Origin of the sequence: Marinobacter sp. X15-166B (genome assembly GCF_001752365.1) — a bacterium.
Lineage (GTDB): Bacteria > Pseudomonadota > Gammaproteobacteria > Pseudomonadales > Oleiphilaceae > Marinobacter.
The window spans coordinates 731,013-750,230 of sequence record NZ_MEIY01000001.1 but is presented as its reverse complement, the minus strand read 5'-3'; the positions used below and the strand labels follow the sequence as shown (position 1 = coordinate 750,230).

Annotated in this window: 15 protein-coding genes and 1 tRNA gene; 15 read left to right on the top strand and 1 reads right to left on the bottom strand. The window is 59.4% G+C overall.

Annotated elements, in window-relative coordinates; all coding sequences use genetic code 11:
- Positions 1-10: 10 nt before the first annotated feature.
- Both carB and greA read left to right on the top strand, forming a co-directional pair.
- Positions 11-3,226, top strand: a complete 3,216-nt coding sequence (carB, locus tag BG841_RS03545; RefSeq protein WP_070056393.1) for a carbamoyl-phosphate synthase large subunit — start codon at positions 11-13, stop codon at positions 3,224-3,226.
- A gap of 22 nt (positions 3,227-3,248) precedes the next feature.
- A complete protein-coding gene (gene greA, locus BG841_RS03540; protein WP_070056392.1) occupies positions 3,249-3,710 on the top strand; it encodes a transcription elongation factor GreA in 462 nt (153 codons plus the stop codon).
- A gap of 65 nt (positions 3,711-3,775) precedes the next feature.
- Here greA and yhbY read toward each other — a convergent pair whose 3' ends face one another.
- Positions 3,776-4,087: a ribosome assembly RNA-binding protein YhbY gene (gene yhbY / locus BG841_RS03535; RefSeq protein ID WP_070056391.1), complete on the bottom strand. Its 312-nt coding sequence runs from the start codon at positions 4,085-4,087 to the stop codon at positions 3,776-3,778.
- A 343-nt stretch (positions 4,088-4,430) separates the two neighbouring features.
- Between yhbY and ftsH the strand changes: the two genes are divergently transcribed.
- From ftsH to pnp, 13 genes are all read left to right on the top strand, one after another.
- Complete coding sequence (ftsH, locus tag BG841_RS03530) at positions 4,431-6,383, top strand: ATP-dependent zinc metalloprotease FtsH (RefSeq protein ID WP_228141583.1); 1,953 nt, start codon at positions 4,431-4,433, stop codon at positions 6,381-6,383.
- A gap of 109 nt (positions 6,384-6,492) precedes the next feature.
- On the top strand, positions 6,493-7,326 hold the full coding sequence (gene folP / locus BG841_RS03525) for a dihydropteroate synthase (protein ID WP_070056390.1): 834 nt from the start codon (positions 6,493-6,495) through the stop codon (positions 7,324-7,326).
- Positions 7,323-8,666, top strand: coding sequence for a phosphoglucosamine mutase (gene glmM, locus BG841_RS03520; protein WP_070056389.1), 1,344 nt, complete (start codon positions 7,323-7,325; stop codon positions 8,664-8,666). Before folP ends, glmM begins: the two co-directional genes overlap by 4 nt.
- Before the next feature lie 71 nt (positions 8,667-8,737).
- On the top strand, positions 8,738-9,487 hold the full coding sequence (tpiA, locus tag BG841_RS03515; protein WP_074454278.1) for a triose-phosphate isomerase: 750 nt from the start codon (positions 8,738-8,740) through the stop codon (positions 9,485-9,487).
- A 32-nt stretch (positions 9,488-9,519) separates the two neighbouring features.
- Positions 9,520-9,891 carry a preprotein translocase subunit SecG gene (gene secG / locus BG841_RS03510; RefSeq protein ID WP_070056387.1) on the top strand — a complete coding sequence of 124 codons (372 nt, stop codon included), beginning with the start codon at positions 9,520-9,522 and terminating at the stop codon, positions 9,889-9,891.
- Between the two features lie 6 nt (positions 9,892-9,897).
- Positions 9,898-9,982: transfer RNA gene (locus tag BG841_RS03505), tRNA-Leu, on the top strand.
- Between the two features lie 292 nt (positions 9,983-10,274).
- Positions 10,275-10,736 carry a ribosome maturation factor RimP gene (gene rimP, locus BG841_RS03500; protein ID WP_070058669.1) on the top strand — a complete coding sequence of 154 codons (462 nt, stop codon included), beginning with the start codon at positions 10,275-10,277 and terminating at the stop codon, positions 10,734-10,736.
- 45 nt (positions 10,737-10,781) lie between these two features.
- Complete coding sequence (gene nusA / locus BG841_RS03495; RefSeq protein ID WP_070056386.1) at positions 10,782-12,296, top strand: transcription termination factor NusA; 1,515 nt, start codon at positions 10,782-10,784, stop codon at positions 12,294-12,296.
- Entirely contained in the window at positions 12,293-14,821 is a 2,529-nt protein-coding gene (gene infB, locus BG841_RS03490) for a translation initiation factor IF-2 (protein ID WP_070056385.1), read from the top strand. Before nusA ends, infB begins: the two co-directional genes overlap by 4 nt.
- A gap of 67 nt (positions 14,822-14,888) precedes the next feature.
- Positions 14,889-15,311: a 30S ribosome-binding factor RbfA gene (rbfA, locus tag BG841_RS03485; RefSeq protein WP_070056384.1), complete on the top strand. Its 423-nt coding sequence runs from the start codon at positions 14,889-14,891 to the stop codon at positions 15,309-15,311.
- A gap of 2 nt (positions 15,312-15,313) precedes the next feature.
- Entirely contained in the window at positions 15,314-16,246 is a 933-nt protein-coding gene (truB, locus tag BG841_RS03480; RefSeq protein ID WP_070056383.1) for a tRNA pseudouridine(55) synthase TruB, read from the top strand.
- Between the two features lie 85 nt (positions 16,247-16,331).
- Entirely contained in the window at positions 16,332-16,601 is a 270-nt protein-coding gene (rpsO, locus tag BG841_RS03475) for a 30S ribosomal protein S15 (protein ID WP_070056382.1), read from the top strand.
- Positions 16,602-16,975: 374 nt separating this feature from the next.
- The gene (pnp, locus tag BG841_RS03470) at positions 16,976-19,090 is read left to right on the top strand and encodes a polyribonucleotide nucleotidyltransferase (protein ID WP_070056381.1); all 2,115 of its coding nucleotides are present in this window, start codon (positions 16,976-16,978) and stop codon (positions 19,088-19,090) included.
- The last annotated feature ends 128 nt before the right edge of the window (positions 19,091-19,218 follow it).

Sequence of the window (19,218 nt, the reverse complement as noted above, 5' to 3'; positions counted from 1 at the left end):
TTACCAAAACATGCCAAAGCGTACCGATATTCAAAGCATTCTAATCCTGGGGGCAGGCCCGATTGTGATCGGACAAGCGTGCGAGTTTGATTACTCCGGAGCCCAGGCCTGTAAAGCACTTCGTGAAGAAGGGTACCGGGTCATTCTGGTGAACTCGAACCCGGCCACGATCATGACCGATCCGGCCATGGCCGATGCCACCTACATCGAACCGATTACCTGGGAAACAGTCGCCAAAATTATTGAGCAGGAGCGCCCGGACGCCCTGTTGCCGACCATGGGTGGGCAGACCGCGCTGAACTGCGCACTGGATCTTGAAGAACACGGTGTGCTGGAAAAGTACGGTGTGGAAATGATCGGCGCCAATGCCGACACCATCGACAAGGCCGAAGACCGCAGCCGCTTTGACGCGGCCATGAAAGCCATCGGGCTGGAGTGTCCCCGCGCTGAAATCGCCCACTCCATGGAAGAAGCGCACGAGATCTCCCAGCGTATCGGCTTCCCCTGCATCATTCGGCCGTCGTTCACCATGGGCGGCTCGGGCGGTGGTATCGCCTATAACCGGGACGAGTTCGAAGAAATCTGCGCCCGGGGGTTGGAACTGTCGCCCACCAACGAGCTGCTGATTGACGAATCACTCATCGGCTGGAAAGAGTACGAGATGGAAGTGGTGCGCGATTCGGCGGACAACTGCATCATCGTCTGTTCCATTGAAAATTTTGACGCCATGGGCGTGCATACCGGTGATTCCATCACCGTCGCACCGGCGCAGACCCTGACCGACAAAGAATTCCAGATCATGCGCAGCGCCTCCCTGGCGGTGATGCGGGAGATCGGCGTGGAAACCGGCGGCTCCAATGTGCAGTTCGGGATTCATCCCGATACCGGCCGCATGGTGGTCATCGAGATGAACCCCCGGGTGTCCCGCTCCTCCGCACTGGCCTCCAAGGCCACCGGTTTCCCGATCGCCAAGATCGCCGCCAAACTGGCGGTTGGTTTTACCCTGGACGAGTTGCGCAACGAGATCACCGGCGGGGTCACGCCCGCGTCGTTCGAGCCCAGCATCGACTACGTGGTCACCAAAATTCCCCGCTTCACCTTTGAGAAGTTTCCCCAGGCGGATGCCCGGCTGACCACACAGATGAAGTCTGTGGGTGAGGTCATGGCGATTGGCCGCACCTTCCAGGAATCTTTGCAGAAAGCACTGCGTGGTCTGGAAGTGGGTTCCAGTGGCTTTGAAGAGCAGGTGGATGCGAACACCAAAGAAGGGCAGGAAACCCTGATTCGCGAGCTGAACGTGCCCGGGGCCGAACGCATCTGGTATATCGGTGATGCCTTCCGTCACGGCATGAGCGTCGCTGAAGTCCACCAGCACACCCGGATCGACCCCTGGTATCTGGTGCAGATTGAAGACCTGATCCGCGAAGAGCAGGGCCTCAGGGCCGCAGGTAAAATGGACGTGGATTACGCCACTCTGTTCCGGCTCAAGCGCAAGGGCTTTGCGGATGTGCGTCTGGCCCATCTGCTGGGCATTTCTGAAGCCAGTGTGCGCAAGTTACGCCACGATTTGGGGGTGCGCCCGGTTTACAAACGGGTGGATACCTGTGCGGCCGAATTTCCGTCCACGACGGCCTATATGTATTCGACCTACGAGGAAGAGTGCGAGGCGCAGCCGACCGGGCGCGATAAAATCATTGTCATCGGTGGTGGTCCCAACCGGATCGGCCAGGGTATCGAGTTTGATTATTGCTGCGTGCACGCCGCGCTGGCGCTGCGCGAGGATGGCTTCGAGACCATCATGGTCAACTGCAACCCGGAAACCGTGTCCACGGATTACGACACCTCCGACCGGCTGTATTTCGAGTCGGTGACCCTGGAGGACGTGCTGGAAATCGTCCACCTCGAACAGCCCAAAGGGGTGATTGTCCAGTACGGTGGGCAGACCCCGCTGAAGCTGGCCCGTGGGCTGGAAGCGGCCGGTGTGCCGATAATCGGTACCAGCCCCGAAGCCATTGACCGCGCCGAAGACCGTGAACGCTTTCAGCAGATGATTCAGCGACTGGGGTTGTTGCAACCGGAGAACGCGACGGTGCGCAGTCTGGACGAAGGGCTGGTTTCGGCCCGGGATATTGGCTACCCGCTGGTGGTCCGTCCCTCCTATGTGCTGGGTGGGCGCGCCATGGAAGTGGTGTACAACGAGGCTGAGCTGACCCGCTACATGCGCGATGCGGTCTTGGTGTCCAACGACAGTCCGGTGTTGCTGGACCGCTTCCTGAACGCTGCGATCGAGATCGACATTGATGCCATTTGTGACGGCAAAGACGTGGTCATCGGCGGTATCATGCAGCATATCGAGCAGGCCGGGGTGCATTCCGGTGACTCCGCGTCGTCCCTGCCGCCCTACACCTTGCCTGCCCGGGTGCAGGACGCCATGCGCGAAGCGGTACGCAAGATGGCGCTGGAACTGGAGGTGGTCGGCTTGATGAACGTCCAGCTGGCATGGCAGGATGAAAAGATCTACGTGATCGAAGTGAACCCCAGGGCGTCGCGCACGGTGCCGTTTGTGTCAAAGGCGATCGGTGTGTCGCTGGCCAAGGTTGCGGCCCGCTGCATGGCGGGTATCTCCCTGGCCGAGCAGAATTTCACCGAAGAAATCGTGCCAACCTATTTCTCGGTCAAGGAGTCGGTGTTCCCGTTCAACAAATTCCCGACCGTGGACCCGATACTGGGGCCGGAAATGAAGTCCACCGGTGAGGTCATGGGAATTGGTGACAGTTTTGACGAAGCCTTTGCCAAAGCAGCCCTGGCCGCGGGGGACACGTTGCCGAAGCAGGGTACCGCGTTCATTTCGGTGCGGGATGTGGACAAGCCGGGTGTGGCCCGTGTGGCCCGGGATCTGATTGATGCCGGATTCAACATTATTGCCACCACCGGCACGGCGGCAGCGCTGGCCGAGGCGGGTATCGACGTGGTGCGCGTCAATAAGGTGAACGAAGGACGCCCGCACATCGTGGACGCCATCAAGAACGGCCAGGTGCAGTTGATTGTCAACACCACAGAAGGACGCAAGGCGGTTGTCGACTCGGCGCAAATCCGTCAGTCAGCCTTGCAAACCAAAACCACCTACACTACGACGCTGGCAGGGGGCGAAGCGCTCTGCCGGGCGATTAAGTTTGGTCCGGAGCGCACCGTACGCCGTCTCCAGGACCTGCATGCAGGAAAATAACGCTATGACAATTCGAGTGCCCATGACTCTTGCAGGCGAAAGCCGCCTGCGGGAGGAGTTGCAACAGTTAAAATCGGTGGAGCGGCCCAAGGTGATTGAGGCCATTGCCACCGCGCGTGAGCACGGCGATCTCAAAGAGAACGCCGAATACCACGCCGCCCGTGAGCAGCAAAGCTTCATTGAGGGGCGTATTCAGGAAATCGAAGGCAAGTTGTCGTCGGCGCAGGTGATCGACGTCACCGCAATCCCCAACACCGGCAAGGTGGTGTTCGGGGTCACTGTGCAGTTGCTCAACGTGGACAGCGATGAGCAGGTGACCTATCAGATTTGTGGTGAGGATGAGGCCGATATCAGGGCCGGCAAAATCTCCGTGTCCTCCCCCATCGCGCGTGCGCTGATCGGTAAGAATGAAGGCGATGTGGTGGCGATTCGTGTGCCGGCGGGCACCGTCGAGTATGAGATCGAGTCCGTCGAGCACCTCTGAGACAGAGGTGGTGCGTAAAGGCCGGCCCCGGGCAGTATCAAGGGGCCGGCTTTTTTAATGGTAGGTCAGCTGCTATGGCGGATCAGGTTGGACAGCCTGGGGTTGGGCTTGCGGGCGCGACGCAGAATGACCGCCATTTTACCGATGCTCTGCACCAGCTGGGCACCGGAGGTTTTGCACAGTTCGGCGATAATGGCCTGGCGCGCTTCCCGGTCGGTGCTGGCAATTTTCACCTTGATCAGCTCGTGGTCGCTGAGGGCGCGGTCCAGCTCCTGGGTGAGGTTTTCGGTAAGCCCTTTGTCACCGATGGTGATGACCGGCTTCAGGTTGTGGGCAATCGCCCGGTATTCGCGACGCTGTTCAGGCGAAAAGCTCATGATGCACTCTCTCAATGGTGGCGATTAACAAAACGTCAGCGGCATATTGACCGGCAAGCACGTATAATTGCGGGATTGTAACAGATAGTGGCGGCCAGAAAACGGCCATTCGCACTTGTTGACGGTGCCGGGTGTTGAACTATTTGGGCAAAATTGGCTCACAACCATTGTAATTTGAGTGCGCAACCCAACATCAGAAGACGGGCCTTTATTCCGGTTGGCAATTAAATGCGGTTGGGCCGAATCTGGTCGACGGACGTACAATTGGTGTAAGGTGTCAACAAAGGTTTGGTTTGCTGCTTTACAAACAGTGGGCGATCTTTCAATTCACAGGTGACGATCCTTGAACGATATGGCAAAAAATCTGGTTCTTTGGCTGATCATAGCCGCTGTACTGTTGATGGTGTTTCAAAATTTCACACCAACAACCAGTGGGCAGCAAGTAAATTATTCCCAGTTTGTAGAGATGGTACAGCAGGGACAGGTCCAGCAGGTCACCATTGACGGGCTGGAAATTCAGGGTACCCGCAGCGATGGTTCACGCTTTGAAACCATCCGCCCCCAGGTGGCCGATAACAAGCTGATGGACGATCTGCTGGCCAACAAGGTGGAAGTGGTGGGTAAAGAGCCGGAGCGCCAGAGTCTGTGGACTCAGCTGCTGGTGGCTGCTTTCCCGATCCTCATCATCATCGCGCTGTTCATGTTTTTCATGCGGCAGATGCAGGGCGGGGGCGGTGGCAAGGGCCCCATGTCCTTTGGTAAGAGCAAAGCCCGGCTGATGAGCGAAGACCAGATCAAAACCACGTTTGCCGACGTGGCCGGGGTGGACGAGGCCAAAGAAGACGTCAAGGAAATCGTCGACTTCCTGCGGGATCCCAGCAAGTTCCAGCGTCTGGGCGGACGCATTCCCAAGGGTGTGCTGATGGTGGGGCCGCCGGGTACCGGTAAGACCCTGCTGGCGAAAGCCATTGCCGGTGAGGCCAAGGTGCCGTTCTTCTCGATTTCCGGTTCCGACTTCGTCGAAATGTTTGTGGGTGTCGGTGCTTCCCGGGTGCGGGACATGTTTGAGCAGGCCAAGAAGCAGAGTCCGTGCATCATCTTCATTGACGAGATCGACGCGGTCGGCCGTCACCGGGGTGCCGGCATGGGGGGAGGACACGACGAGCGTGAGCAGACCCTGAACCAGTTGCTGGTAGAGATGGATGGCTTTGAAGGCAACGAAGGGGTCATTGTTATTGCGGCGACCAACCGTCCGGACGTGCTGGATCCGGCGTTGTTGCGCCCGGGCCGCTTTGACCGCCAGGTGGTGGTGAGCCTGCCGGACATCATCGGGCGGGAGCACATTCTGCGCGTGCACATGAAGAAGGTGCCGTTGGCAGACGGCGTTGAGCCGGCCCTGCTGGCGCGGGGTACGCCGGGCTTCTCCGGGGCTGATCTGGCCAACCTGATCAACGAGGCGGCGCTGTTTGCCGCGCGCCGTGACCAGCGCCTGGTGTCCATGGAAGAGCTGGAGCTGGCCAAGGATAAAATCATGATGGGCGCCGAGCGCAAATCCATGGTGATGAACGAAAAGGAAAAGCTGAATACGGCCTACCACGAAGCCGGACACGCCATTATCGGGCGTCTGATGCCCGAGCACGACCCGGTTTACAAGGTCAGCATCATTCCGCGGGGACGGGCGCTGGGCGTGACCATGTTCCTGCCGGAAGAAGATCGATACAGCCACAGCAAGCGCTCGCTGATTGGCCAGATTTGCAGCCTCTATGGCGGACGCCTGGCGGAAGAGCTGACCCTGGGCTTCGACGGCGTCACCACCGGTGCGTCCAACGACATCAAGCGGGCCACCGAGCTGGCGCGCAACATGGTCGCCCGCTGGGGGTTGTCGGAAAAGCTGGGACCGCTGCAGTACGATACCGACAGTGAAGAGCCGTTTCTCGGCCGCTCTGCGGGCCAGGCGCATACGGTCTACTCGCCGGAAACGGCGCAGCGCATCGATGAAGAAGTGCGCAACATCATCGATGAGTGCTACGAGACCGCCCGCAGGCTGTTGATCGAAAACCGCGACAAGCTGGAAAGCATGGCGAGCGCGCTGATGAAGTACGAGACCATTGACCGTCATCAGATTGACGACATCATGGCAGGCCGGGAGCCCCGCCCCCCCAAGGGTTGGGACGACAGCGGTTCGGCTGGTGGGGGTGTGACACCGGCAGAACCCACCGACACATCCGCGGTTGATAGCAAGGCGGACGACGCGCGCCGCTCCGGCGGCGTAGGCAAGCCTGCCGGCGAGCACTGATGTGCAGCGTGGGTTTGTCCTGATCATGCCGTGTGACCAGTAACCAGTGCCAACGCCGCCCTCCCGGGCGGCGTTTGTGTTTGCGACCGCAACGAATTCCGGAACAGTGATGCAGATAGATTTTAACGGCCGAACCCTGACCATGGATCAGTGCCATGTGATGGGCATACTTAACGTGACACCAGATTCGTTTTCCGATGGCGGTCAGTACACGGGTGTCAGTGACGCGCTGTTTCGGGCGCGGCGCATGGTGGACGAGGGGGCCGCGTTTATTGACGTGGGTGGCGAGTCGACCCGTCCCGGCGCCGCACCGGTATCGGTGCAGGAAGAGCTCGACCGGGTCTGCCCGGTTGTTGAGGCAGTCGTCCGGGAGTTGGACGTGGTGGTGTCGGTCGACACCAGTACTCCGGAGTTGATGGCGGCAACGGCGCAGCTGGGTGCCGGGCTGATCAACGATGTCCGGGCGCTGAATCGCCCGGGGGCGGTGGAGGCGGTTCGCCAGGCGGGTCTGCCGGTGTGTCTGATGCACATGCAGGGGCAGCCGGTCGATATGCAGGTAGCCCCCCGCTATCAGAGTGTCACCCGTCAGGTGAGTGCGTTTCTGATGGACCGGGTACGGGTGGCCGAAGAGGCGGGCATTGCCCCGGAAAACATCTTGCTGGATCCGGGGTTTGGTTTCGGCAAGAATCTGCAACACAATCTGCAGTTGCTGGCCACGCTGGACCGGTTCCGGGTGCTGGGCTATCCCCTGTTGGTGGGGCTGTCACGCAAGTCCATGCTGGGGGCGGTGACCGGCCGGGAGGTGACAGAAAGGTTGCCGGCCAGCCTCGCAGCCGCGACAATAGCCGCCATGAAGGGCGCGGCCATCATTCGCGTCCATGATGTCAGAGAGACTGTTGACGCCGTACGTCTGGTGTCCGCGGTAAAGGAGGCAGGTCTATGACCGGTAGGAAATATTTTGGCACCGACGGTATCCGCGGGCGTGTGGGGCAGGGGCCGATCACCCCGGAGTTTATGCTGCATTTGGGCTGGGCGGCCGGCCAGGCGTTCAAGAAAACCGGGCAGCGCAACAGCGTGCTGATCGGCAAGGACACGCGGCTGTCCGGTTATATGTTCGAATCGGCGCTGGAGGCCGGACTTTCGGCGGCGGGAGTTGATGTCAAACTGCTGGGGCCCATGCCCACCCCTGCCATTGCCTACCTGACGCGAACCTTTCGGGCCTCTGCGGGTATTGTCATCAGCGCATCCCACAACCCTCACCACGACAACGGCATCAAGTTTTTCTCGGCCAACGGAACCAAACTTGACGACGCCCTCGAGGCCGAGATCGAGCGGTGGCTGACGCTGCCCATACAAGTATGCGATTCCGCCGACCTGGGCAAGGCGTCACGGATCGACGATGCGCCCGGGCGTTACATCGAGTTTTGTAAAAGCACCGTGCCCAATGAGTTTACCCTGGAAGGGGTCAATATCGTGCTGGATTGCGCCCACGGCGCAACCTACCACGTCGCCCCCAAGGTGTTCCGTGAATTGGGGGCCAATGTCACCGTCATTGGTGCCGAGCCGGACGGCCTGAATATCAACCTCAACGTGGGGTCGACCCATTTGCAGGCGCTGCAGGCCGCAGTGGTCGAGCGCGGCGCTGATCTGGGGATTGCCTTTGACGGTGATGGCGACCGTGTCCTGATGGTCGACCGGGACGGAGTCGAGGTGGATGGGGATGAGCTGATCTACGTGATCGCGTCCCAGCGCCAGGCGATGGGCAACCTGTGTGGCGGAGTGGTTGGCACCCTGATGACCAATCTCGGGGTCGAGTTGGCCCTCAAAGAGCAGGGTATCCCGTTCGAGCGGGCCAATGTCGGTGACCGCTATGTGATGGAGCGGCTGCAGGAGCGTGACTGGGTGCTGGGTGGTGAAGGGTCCGGTCATCTGGTCATCCGGGACTGCACCACCACAGGAGACGGAATAGTGTCCGCACTGCAGGTATTGCTGGCGTTGTGGCGTTCGGGGAAAACCCTGGCGCAAATGCGTAACGGCATGTCGAAGCTGCCCCAGCGGATGATCAATGTGTCGGTAACCGAAAGGTTTGATCCCCTGTCGCGGCAGGACATCAACGATGCCATCGTCCGGGCAGAAGCACGGCTCGGCGGCACAGGCCGGGTGCTGTTGCGGGCGTCGGGGACCGAACCGCTGATCCGGGTAATGTCAGAGGGGCAGGACGCTGCCCTGATCGGTGAAGTGGCGGAAGAGCTGGCGGAAGTGGTCGCCCAGTCGCGGGTGTAAACAGCGTCTGACCGTGTTGTCTGTTGTGGCATACTCCTGTATAGTGCGCCCTCCTTTAGTCGAGGGCTGATATGCGCCGAACTATTGTAGCAGCTAACTGGAAAATGAACGGGTCGGTTGACCTGGTAAGAGATCTGGTTGGCGGTGTCAATTCCGGGTTGGCAACGCTTGAAAATGCTGTGGAGGTTGTTATTATTCCTCCCGCTCTTTTTTTTCGCGATGTGCAGGCCCGTGTCGAGATTGATCGCATCGCCTTGGGGGTGCAGAATGTCTCCCAGTGGCAGGCGGGTGCCTACACCGGAGAGTTGTCGGCCCGGATGGTCCGCGACCTCGGCGGAGCCTACGTGCTGGTTGGCCACTCCGAACGGCGGCAGTTGTTTGGTGAAGACGACAGTGTGGTGGCCGCCAAACTAGCACAGGTGTTGGCAAGCGGGTTGACTGCAATCCTGTGTGTGGGCGAAACGCTTGCAGAGCGTGAGGCCGGCGCGGCGCAGCAGGTAGTGAGCGCCCAAATCCGCACCGCACTGGCGGCTGTTCAGGGCGATAGCTGGAACCAAATTGTGATTGCCTATGAGCCCGTATGGGCGATAGGTACGGGCAAAACCGCGACAGCGGACGATGCCCAGGCCATGCATCAAATGATGCGCGGCTTGCTGGCGGAACTGGATGCGCCGGCAGAACAGATTTCCCTGCTTTACGGCGGCAGCGTAAAGCCTGATAATGCGGCGGCACTGTTTGCTCAGCCGGATATCGACGGAGGCCTGATCGGTGGAGCCTCACTGGTGGCCGAAGATTTTGTCAGCATTTGTCAGTCTGCCTGATGCTGCACGTTTACGTTTGACAGAGAGTTGTTATGGATTGGGTCGAAACACTGGTTGTCGTTATACACGTGGTGATCGCGGTGGCACTGGTGGGTCTGGTGCTGATCCAGCAAGGCAAGGGCGCGGATGCAGGTGCAGCGTTTGGTGGCGGCGCATCCCAGACCGTATTTGGCAGTCAGGGTAGTGGCAGTTTCCTGACCCGGGTGACGGCGTTTCTTGCCGTGGTGTTTTTTGTCACAAGTTTTTCGCTGGCAGTCTTTGCCAAGCAGCGCGCTGAAGTGAGTGGTGAAGCAGGTATTCCGGTCGTTCAGGAATCCGCGGCACCTGCAGAGCAGGGCGGTGCGGCTTCAGACGCCGGTGAGTTCGACGGAGGGGACAGCAATGCAGTCCCCGAAATCGAGTGAGGGTTTGCCGAAGTGGTGGAACTGGTAGACACGCTATCTTGAGGGGGTAGTGGCGAAAGCTGTGCCGGTTCGAGTCCGGCCTTCGGCACCATACAAAACGGCTTGGGAGACCAGGCCGTTTTTTTTGGTCAGTCCTTGACCAGTAGCCTTGGCCTCCTTATACTCCGGCCATAAGTTGTGGTTGCTAGCCACAAGCAGACCCGGTGTCTGTTAGCAGCCGCGCGGTATTCGCGCGGCTGCGAGTTCTTGCGACAAAAGGCCCCACCATAGGGGGTTTTTTGATTAAGGGGCCTGGGTTTCAGGCCCCGGTGCATAAAAAGGGCTGATTAACAGCCCTTTTTTTGTTTTTGGAATCGATAAACAGTGATGGAGACGAGACCGCCTTGTCAGCCAAGCTAAAGCAACTTGAAGAGATTCTCGCGCCGATTGTCGAGGGTCTGGGTTACGAGTTCTGGGGATTCGAGTTTCATTCCCGCAGGCAACAGTCAATGCTGAGGGTCTTCATCGACGATGCCGAACGGGGTGTTGGCGTGGATGACTGTGAAAAAGTCAGTCGTCAGATCAGCGCGGTGTTGGATGTGGAAGACCCGATACAGAGTGAATACACCCTGGAAGTGTCGTCACCGGGGATGGATCGGCCGTTGTTCCGGTTGGAGCAGTATGAGGCATTCGCCGGACATCAGGTGCAGATCCGTTTACGCATGGCGTTTGACGGCCGCCGCAGATTCCGGGGGATCATCAAGGGTATTGAAGGGGCGGACGTGGTGATCATTGTGGATGAGCATGAGTATCTGTTGCCGTTCGACAGTATTGATCGCGCCAACATCATTCCGGTGTTCGAGTGAGTCGTCTGACTGCGAGTTTATTTTGGGTAAGGGCAGGGCATTCCAATGAGTAAAGAGATCTTGCTGGTCGTTGAAACCGTCTCTAACGAGAAGGGCGTCGACAAAGATGTCATTTTTGAGGCCATCGAGCTGGCGCTCGCAACGGCGGCAAAAAAACGATACGAAGATGAAGAGGCGGACATCCGCGTTGCCATCGATCGCCGCACCGGCGAATACGAAACCTTCCGGCGCTGGCTGGTTGTTGACAACGACGCGGTCCCCGCGCTGGGTACGGAACTGACGCTGCAGGAGGCGGAGGAAATCGATACCGACCTGCAGCCTGGCGACACCCACGAGGAAAAGATTGACTCGGTGGCCTTTGGGCGCATCGGCGCGCAGGCGGCCAAACAGATCATCTTCCAGAAGGTGCGGGAAGCCGAGCGCGCCAAAATTGTCGACAGTTACCGCGATCGGGTGGGCGAGCTGGTGTCGGGTACCGTGAAAAAGGTCACCCGGGATAATGTCATCGTCGATCTGGGCGGTAACGCTGAGGCTCTGCTGCCGCGGGATCAGTTGATCGCCCGCGAGACCTTCCGCATGGGCGACCGGGTGCGCTCGCTGTTGTTGGAAATACGTACCGATCACCGCGGCCCCCAGCTCATTCTGAGCCGCGCCGCCGCCGGGATGCTGGTAGAATTGTTCCGCATCGAAGTGCCCGAGATCGCTGAGGAACTGATTGAAATTCGCGGAGCTGCCCGGGATCCGGGGTCGCGGGCGAAAATTGCCGTTAAAACCAACGACCGCCGCATTGACCCGGTGGGTGCCTGTGTCGGTATGCGGGGCTCGCGGGTTCAGGCGGTGTCCAACGAATTGGGCGGCGAGCGCGTGGATATTGTGCTGTGGGACGACAACCCGGCGCAACTGGTCATCAACGCCATGGCACCCGCCGAAGTGGCGTCCATCGTCATGGACGAAGACCGCCACACCATGGACGTCGCGGTTGCCGATGACAATCTGGCACAGGCCATTGGTCGCAATGGTCAGAACGTCCGCCTGGCCAGTGAGCTCACTGGCTGGACCCTGAACGTGATGACCGAGGAAGAAGCGGGGGAACGTCAGGAACAGGAACAGACCCGTTTGCTCGACCATTTTGTCGGCGCGCTGGATGTGGACGAAGAACTGGCGGGCGTGCTGATTGAAGAAGGTTTCAGTTCCGTCGAAGAAGTCGCCTACGTCCCCATGGACGAGATGCTGGCCATCGAAGGGTTTGACGAAGAAATTGTCACCGAATTGCGTCGCCGGGCGAAAGACGCGCTGCTGAACAAGGCGCTGGCCAACGAAGAGGCCCTTGACGGCCGCGAGCCTGCGGAAGACCTGTTGACCATGGAGGGCATGGATCGTGAACTGGCCTTCCAGCTGGCCGCCAAGGGCGTGTTGACGATGGAAGATTTAGCCGAGCAGTCCATTGATGACCTGCTCGAGATAGAAGGTATGGATGAAGAGCGTGCAGGGCAGTTAATCATGACTGCACGCGCCCCCTGGTTTGAGGACCAGAATGAATCGGGAGGAGGACCAGTATGACGGATGTAACGGTTAAACAGCTGGCCGAAGATGTAGGCGCTCCCGTGGATCGTTTACTGCGGCATATCGTCGAGGCGGGCCTGACAGCCCGCTCCGAGCAAGACTCTGTCACCAGCGAAGAGAAGCAACAGCTGTTGGCGTATTTACGCAAGAGTCACGGCGATCCGGAACCGCAGAAAATCACGTTAAAGCGCAAAACCACCACCACCCTGAAAACCGGTGGTGGTGCGGCTGGGCGCGGTAAAACGGTTAATGTTGAAGTGCGCAGGCGGCGCACGTACATCAAGCGTACCGAGCCCGAGGTGGAGCCAGAAGCGGCTGCGCCCGAAGAAATCGAAGCGCCGGTAGAAGCTGTCGCACCCGAAGCGCCGGCAGTACCGGAGGCGCCGGAACAAACGGTCGCGCAGGCAGACACTGACGCTGCTGAAACGCCGGCGGAAGCCGCGCCGGCAGCCGAACCGGAATCCGCCGCAGACGAGGCGCCCGCCGCCATGGATCCGGCCGACATGCCGGTTCCGCCAGCAGAAGGCGAGAGTAAGGACCGCAAGCCGAAAAAGAAAAAGGCACGGGAGCGCGGTGAGGACAACGACGATGGCAAGCCGAAGAAAAAGTCGGCCGGACATCGTGGTCCCCGTAGTCGTGCCACTGAGGAACCCATTGTAGTCTCGGAAGACGATGAAGGCTCCACACTTCGCAAGCCCGCGCGTGCGAAGAAGAAATCCAAAGAGAAGCGACACGCCTTCGAGAGGCCAACCAAACCAATGGTTAGAGAAATCGAAATTCCCGAAACGATTACCGTCGGTGACCTTGCACAGCGTATGGCCGTCAAGGCGTCAGACGTAATCAAAACCCTGATGGGCATGGGTGTGATGGCGACCATCAACCAGGCTCTGGATCAGGAAACCGCCGTTCTGGTGACCGAAGAACTGGGCCACAAAGCCAAAACCGTCGCCGACGATGCCTTTGAACAGGACATGCTCAACGAAATCACCTTTGAAGGTGAAAGCGTCAAGCGGGCTCCGGTTGTCAGTGTCATGGGTCACGTTGACCATGGTAAAACGTCGCTGCTGGACTACATTCGCCGCACCAAGGTTGCCGCCGGTGAATCCGGTGGTATTACCCAGCACATCGGTGCCTACCACGTGCGGACCGATCAGGGCATGATTTCGTTCCTGGACACCCCGGGCCACGCGGCCTTTACCGCCATGCGGGCCCGCGGTGCACAGAGCACCGACGTGGTGATTCTGGTGGTGGCCTCCGATGACGGCGTGATGCCGCAAACCAAAGAGGCCATCGAGCACGCCCGGTCTGCGGACGTGCCCCTGGTGGTTGCCATCACCAAGATGGATAAAGAGACCGCGGACCCTGACCGTATCAAGAACGAACTGGCCGGTCTGGAAGTGATTCCGGAAGACTGGGGTGGCGACGTGCAGTTTGTACCGGTATCTGCCAAATCGGGCGAGGGCATCGACAGCCTGCTGGAAGCGGTGCTGCTGCAATCCGAAATGCTCGAACTGACCGCAGTGCCCGAGGCACCCGCCAAAGGTGTGGTGGTTGAGTCCAGCCTTGAGCGCGGCCGTGGCTCGGTGGCCACGGTACTGGTACAGAACGGGACCCTGAATATCGGCGACATGATCGTCGCCGGTGGCTATTTCGGTAAGATCCGCGCCATGACCGACGAAACCGGCAGCCAGGTCAAGGATGCGGGGCCGTCGATTCCGGTGGAAATTCTGGGGCTGAACGGTACCCCCGACGCCGGTGATGAGTTCTTCGTGGTGGCGGACGAACGCAAAGCCAAAGAACTGGCGGAGTTCCGTCAGACCCGTGAGCGTGAACAGCGGTTGCATCGCCAGCAGGCGGCCAAGCTTGAGAACCTGTTCGAAAACATGGGCAAGGAAGAGATCAAGACGCTCAACGTCGTCCTTAAAACCGACGTGCGCGGGACCTTGGAGGCGATTACCAAGTCTCTGCTGGAGATGGGTAACGAAGAGGTTCAGGTCAAAATCGTGTACAGCGGTGTGGGCGGCATTGCCGAGACCGATGTCAGTCTGGCGATGGCCACCGGTTCGGTGATCTTCGGCTTCAACGTGCGGGCCGATGCTTCGGCCAGACGGCTGGTGGAGCAGGAAGGCATCGATCTGCGCTATTACAGCATCATCTACAACCTGATTGACGACGTGCGCGCGGCCCTGACCGGCATGCTGGCACCGGAATTCCGTGAGGACATCATCGGGATTGCCGATGTGCGCGATACCTTCCGTTCGCCGCGGTTTGGCCAGGTGGCCGGTTGCATGGTGACCGAGGGCACGGTGTACCGGAACAAGCCAATCCGGGTACTGCGGGATAACGTGGTGATCTTTGAGGGCGAGCTGGAATCCCTGCGCCGCTTCAAGGACGACGTCAATGAAGTCCGCAGCGGCACCGAGTGTGGTATCGGTGTAAAAGGGTACGACGTCAAAGTCGGTGACCAGATCGAAGTGTTCGATCGCGTTCGGGTTGAACGTAAGTTGGAATCCGCAGGCTGATTGGCCTGCGACACCTCCAAGCCGGAAAGCGTCCCTGTGAGGACGCTTTCTGCCAACAGGCGGGAATATGCCAAAAGAATTTAGCCGTATTGATCGCATCGGCGATCAGATCCAGCGGGAGCTGGCCCAGATGATCCAGCGGGAAGTCAAGGACCCGCGTCTTGGCATGGTGACGGTGAATGCCGTAAAGGTCAGCCGCGACATGGGTTACGCGGACGTGTACATCTCCCTCTTGACCACCGACGAGCTGGATGCCGACTCGCCCGTGGTCAAAGACTCGCTGGCAGTGCTGACCAAAGCAGCCGGTTTTCTCCGCGGCCAGCTCGGCCGGGCCATGAAGATACGCATGATTCCCCATCTGCGCTTTCATTTTGACGCGCAACTGGGGCACAGCCGCCGTATGGACGCGCTGATCCGCAAAGCGGTTGCCGACCTGCCTGCGCAGGATGGCGATGACGCCGATACCAGCACCAACGAGCCGGAGTCCTGAGCGTGGGTCGGCGACGTAAGGGCCGTGACGTTAACGGCATACTGGTGATTGATAAGCCCATCGGGATGAGCTCCAACGGCGCCCTGCAGCAGGTCAAACGCCTGTACGGTGCCGCGAAGGCGGGGCATACCGGGGCGTTGGATCCACTGGCCACCGGGGTTTTGCCCCTCTGTTTTGGTGAAGCCACCAAATTCTCCCAGCTGATGCTCGACAGTGACAAGGCGTACATCACCACCGCCCGGCTGGGCATCCGCACCGAAACCGGGGATGCCGAGGGTGAGGTGGTGAGCACCCGGCCGTTGCCGGAAGACCTCAGCGCCGAACTGGTAGAGCCGGTGCTGGCCCGGTTTCGGGGTGACATTCAACAAGTGCCCTCGATGTATTCGGCGCTCAAACACAATGGCCGCCCGTTGTACGAGTATGCCCGGCAGGGCATCGAGATTGAGCGTCCCGCACGCCCGGTGACCATTTATGAATTACACCTGCTGGCGGTGCGCGACAACGAACTCGATCTCGCGGTGACCTGCACCAAAGGCACCTACATCCGCTCGCTGGTGGAAGACATCGGCGAGGCGCTCGGGTGTGGTGCCCACGTCACCGCCTTGCGCAGAACCCTGGCGTCGGGGTTCACGTTGAACGATGTACACACGGTGGAATCTCTGGAGCGTATCCGCGAAGCCGGCGGCAGCCTGGACGGACTGCTGGTGAAACCGGACGCGGCGCTGACCATGTTCCCCGAACTGGAATTGCAGGGCGCGTCGCTGCGCTCGATATTGAACGGACAACCCGTTAGAATAGCAGGCCACTCCGTGACCGGCTCCGTCAGATTGTACGGAGAAGGCCGGTTCATCGGACTGGGTGAAGGAATCGCAGACGCCGAGGGCATTGAAATCGTGCCGCGGCGGCTGGTCAAAGATAGCAGGCAAGCCAGCTGAATGGCTGAGTTGCCGCTAGTTAGCCGGGCTGTAGAGGTGCGCGGTTCGGCCGGATATACCCAGCATCGCAACTATGAGGTGAGTTATGGCACTTTCAGCCAGTGAGAAAGCACAGATCGTTAAAGACTATCAGCAAGCCGAAGGCGATACAGGTTCTCCTGAAGTTCAGGTCGCCCTGTTGAGCGCCAACATCAACAAACTGCAGGATCACTTCAAAGTAAACAAGAAGGATCATCATTCCCGTCGTGGTTTGATTCGCATGGTTAACCAGCGTCGTAAACTTCTTGATTATCTGCGAAACAAAAACGCCGATCGTTACCTCGAGTTGATCAAGCGTTTGGGCCTGCGTCGCTGATCCGTCTGGATTCAACGCGCTGTCGGCTGGTTGCTGTTGCGGCTTCCAGCCTGCATTCGGCGGTGTTTGCCGTCGAGTGTGCTTCCTCCCCTGTGGACACTCTGTTGCCCCGTCACCGGCAACAAAGAACCACGCGCAAGTGCTGCAGTAAGGTTTCCTCCGTGGTGCCCGAAAAACTCCCTGTCGTAACAGAAAGCCGAAACAATAGCAGGTTGTTGAAAAACCCGGCCCAGCTTTGGCTCGGGGTTTTACAACAGCCTGTTAGCTTTCAGACGGGTCATATTTCTGGATCACCTGGTAAATCGCTTGCAGCACACCCGGTCAGTTGCATGGGCAACCCGACCGTACTGAACATAATGAGTTAAGGAGTTACTGTGAATCCGGTAAAGAAAACCTTTGAATTGGGTGGCAAGACCGTCACCCTGGAAACCGGCCGCATTGCTCGTCAGGCGACGGGCTCTGTACTGGTCTCGATTGACGACGTTGCCGTGCTGGGTACGGTGGTCGCTGCCAAGGAAGCCAAGCCGGGCCAGGCGTTTTTCCCGCTGACCGTGAACTACACCGAGAAGACCTACGCGGTAGGTAAAATCCCCGGTGGTTTCTTCAAGCGTGAAGGCCGTCCGTCCGAAAAAGAAACCCTGACTTCCCGCCTGATCGACCGTCCGATCCGCCCCCTGTTCCCTGAAGGCTTCATGAACGAAGTGCAGGTGGTGCTCACCGTCATGTCGGCCAACAAGACCATGGATGCCGATATTGCCGGCATGCTGGCCGCATCCGCTGCCTTGGCGCTGTCGGGTGTTCCCTTTGACGGCCCGGTGGGTGCGTCCCGGGTAGGCTACACCGACGACAAAGGGTACTTCCTGAACCCGACCTTTGAAGAGCTGGAAACTTCCAGACTCGACATGGTGGTGGCGGGCACGGCGGACGCGGTGCTGATGGTTGAATCCGAAGCCAAGGGCTTGACGGAAGATCAGATGCTGGGCGCGATTCTGTACGCCCATCAGGAAATGCAGCCGGCCGTACAGGCCATCCAGGAACTGGCCGCCGAACATGGCAAGCCGCGCTGGGAGTGGCAGGCCGAGCCGGAAAACACCGAGTTGCTGGCAGCCATCCGCGGTGAGTTCGCCGGGGCGATCGAGGAGGCCTACACCGTACGGGACAAGATGCAGCGTTACACCCGCCTGAGCGAGATTAAATCCGCGGTGGTTGAAAAACTGGCCGGCGAAGAAGAAGGTCAGCCTTCTGCTGAAGACGTGAAAAAATATTTCGCCAAGGTCGAGAAAGACATCGTGCGTCAGTCGGTAATCGACGGCAAGCCGCGCATCGATGGCCGTGACACCAAAACCGTGCGTCCGATCCAGATCGAAGTCGGCGTACTGCCCAGCACCCACGGCTCGGCGCTGTTTACCCGCGGCGAAACTCAGGCGATTGTTACCACCACCCTGGGTACTGCGCGGGACATGCAGATCATCGATGCCCTCGAAGGCGAGCGCAAAGACCCGTTCCTGTTCCACTACAACTTCCCTCCGTACTCCGTCGGGGAAACCGGTCGTATGGGCAGCCCGGGCCGCCGTGAAATCGGTCACGGCCGTCTGGCCAAGCGTGGCGTGGCGGCGGTTATGCCGACCATCGAAGAGTTCCCGTACACGGTGCGTTCGGTGTCTGAAATCACCGAGTCCAACGGTTCAAGCTCCATGGCGTCTGTGTGTGGTTCCAGTCTGGCCCTGATGGACGCCGGTGTACCGATCAAGGCACCGGTTGCCGGTATTGCCATGGGTCTGGTGAAGGAAGGTGACAAGTTTGCCATCCTGACCGACATTCTGGGTGATGAAGACCACCTGGGCGACATGGACTTCAAAGTGGCCGGTACCGCGGAAGGCATCACCGCTCTGCAGATGGACATCAAGATACAGGGCATCAACGACGAGATCATGGAGCAGGCTCTGGAGCAGGCGTACAGTGCCCGTCAGCACATCCTGGGTGAAATGGCCAAGGTGATCTCTACGCCGCGTACCGAGCTGTCCGAGCGCGCCCCGAGCATATCCACCATCAAGATCAACCCGGAGAAAATCCGTGACGTCATCGGTAAGGGTGGTTCCACCATCCGTGCCATCTGTGACGAAACCGGTGCCTCCATTGATCTGGACGATGACGGCAACGTCAGCATCTACGCCTCCGATCAGGCGGCGGCGCAGGCAGCTATGAAGCGGGTGATGGAAATCACCGCTGAAATCGAAGTGGGCGCCATTTACAAGGGGCGCGTCGAGCGCATTGTGGACTTTGGTGCTTTTGTTAACCTCCTGCCAGGTAAAGATGGCCTGGTGCACATCTCCCAGATTTCTGACCGCCGTATCGAGAACGTCTCCGACGAACTCAGCGAAGGCCAGGAAGTGCTGGTCAAGGTGCTGGATGTGGACAACCGCGGCCGCGTGAAGCTGTCGATGAAAGAAGTCAAAGAAGGTGAACAGCCAACAAACTTTGAAGGCTGATTGCTGACTTGAAAAAAACCCGCCTCCAGTAATGGGGAGCGGGTTTTTTTTTGCCTGTGTGCTTAACCGTGCCCCCTCTCCCCCGGCCCCTCTCCCGCCAGGGGCGAGGGGAGTAAACAACTCGAGCC

Excerpts from the sequence above, each read along its gene's own strand:
- folP (WP_070056390.1), top strand. The coding sequence starts at position 6,493 with ATGCAGATAGATTTTAACGGCCGAACCCTGACCATGGATCAGTGCCAT.
- greA (WP_070056392.1), top strand. The coding sequence starts at position 3,249 with ATGACTCTTGCAGGCGAAAGCCGCCTGCGGGAGGAGTTGCAACAGTTA.
- glmM (WP_070056389.1), top strand. The coding sequence starts at position 7,323 with ATGACCGGTAGGAAATATTTTGGCACCGACGGTATCCGCGGGCGTGTG.
- rpsO (WP_070056382.1), top strand. The coding sequence starts at position 16,332 with ATGGCACTTTCAGCCAGTGAGAAAGCACAGATCGTTAAAGACTATCAG.
- infB (WP_070056385.1), top strand. The coding sequence starts at position 12,293 with ATGACGGATGTAACGGTTAAACAGCTGGCCGAAGATGTAGGCGCTCCC.
- secG (WP_070056387.1), top strand. The coding sequence starts at position 9,520 with ATGGATTGGGTCGAAACACTGGTTGTCGTTATACACGTGGTGATCGCG.
- carB (WP_070056393.1), top strand. The coding sequence starts at position 11 with ATGCCAAAGCGTACCGATATTCAAAGCATTCTAATCCTGGGGGCAGGC.
- tpiA (WP_074454278.1), top strand. The coding sequence starts at position 8,738 with ATGCGCCGAACTATTGTAGCAGCTAACTGGAAAATGAACGGGTCGGTT.
- yhbY (WP_070056391.1), bottom strand. The coding sequence starts at position 4,087 with ATGAGCTTTTCGCCTGAACAGCGTCGCGAATACCGGGCGATTGCCCAC.
- rbfA (WP_070056384.1), top strand. The coding sequence starts at position 14,889 with ATGCCAAAAGAATTTAGCCGTATTGATCGCATCGGCGATCAGATCCAG.
- nusA (WP_070056386.1), top strand. The coding sequence starts at position 10,782 with ATGAGTAAAGAGATCTTGCTGGTCGTTGAAACCGTCTCTAACGAGAAG.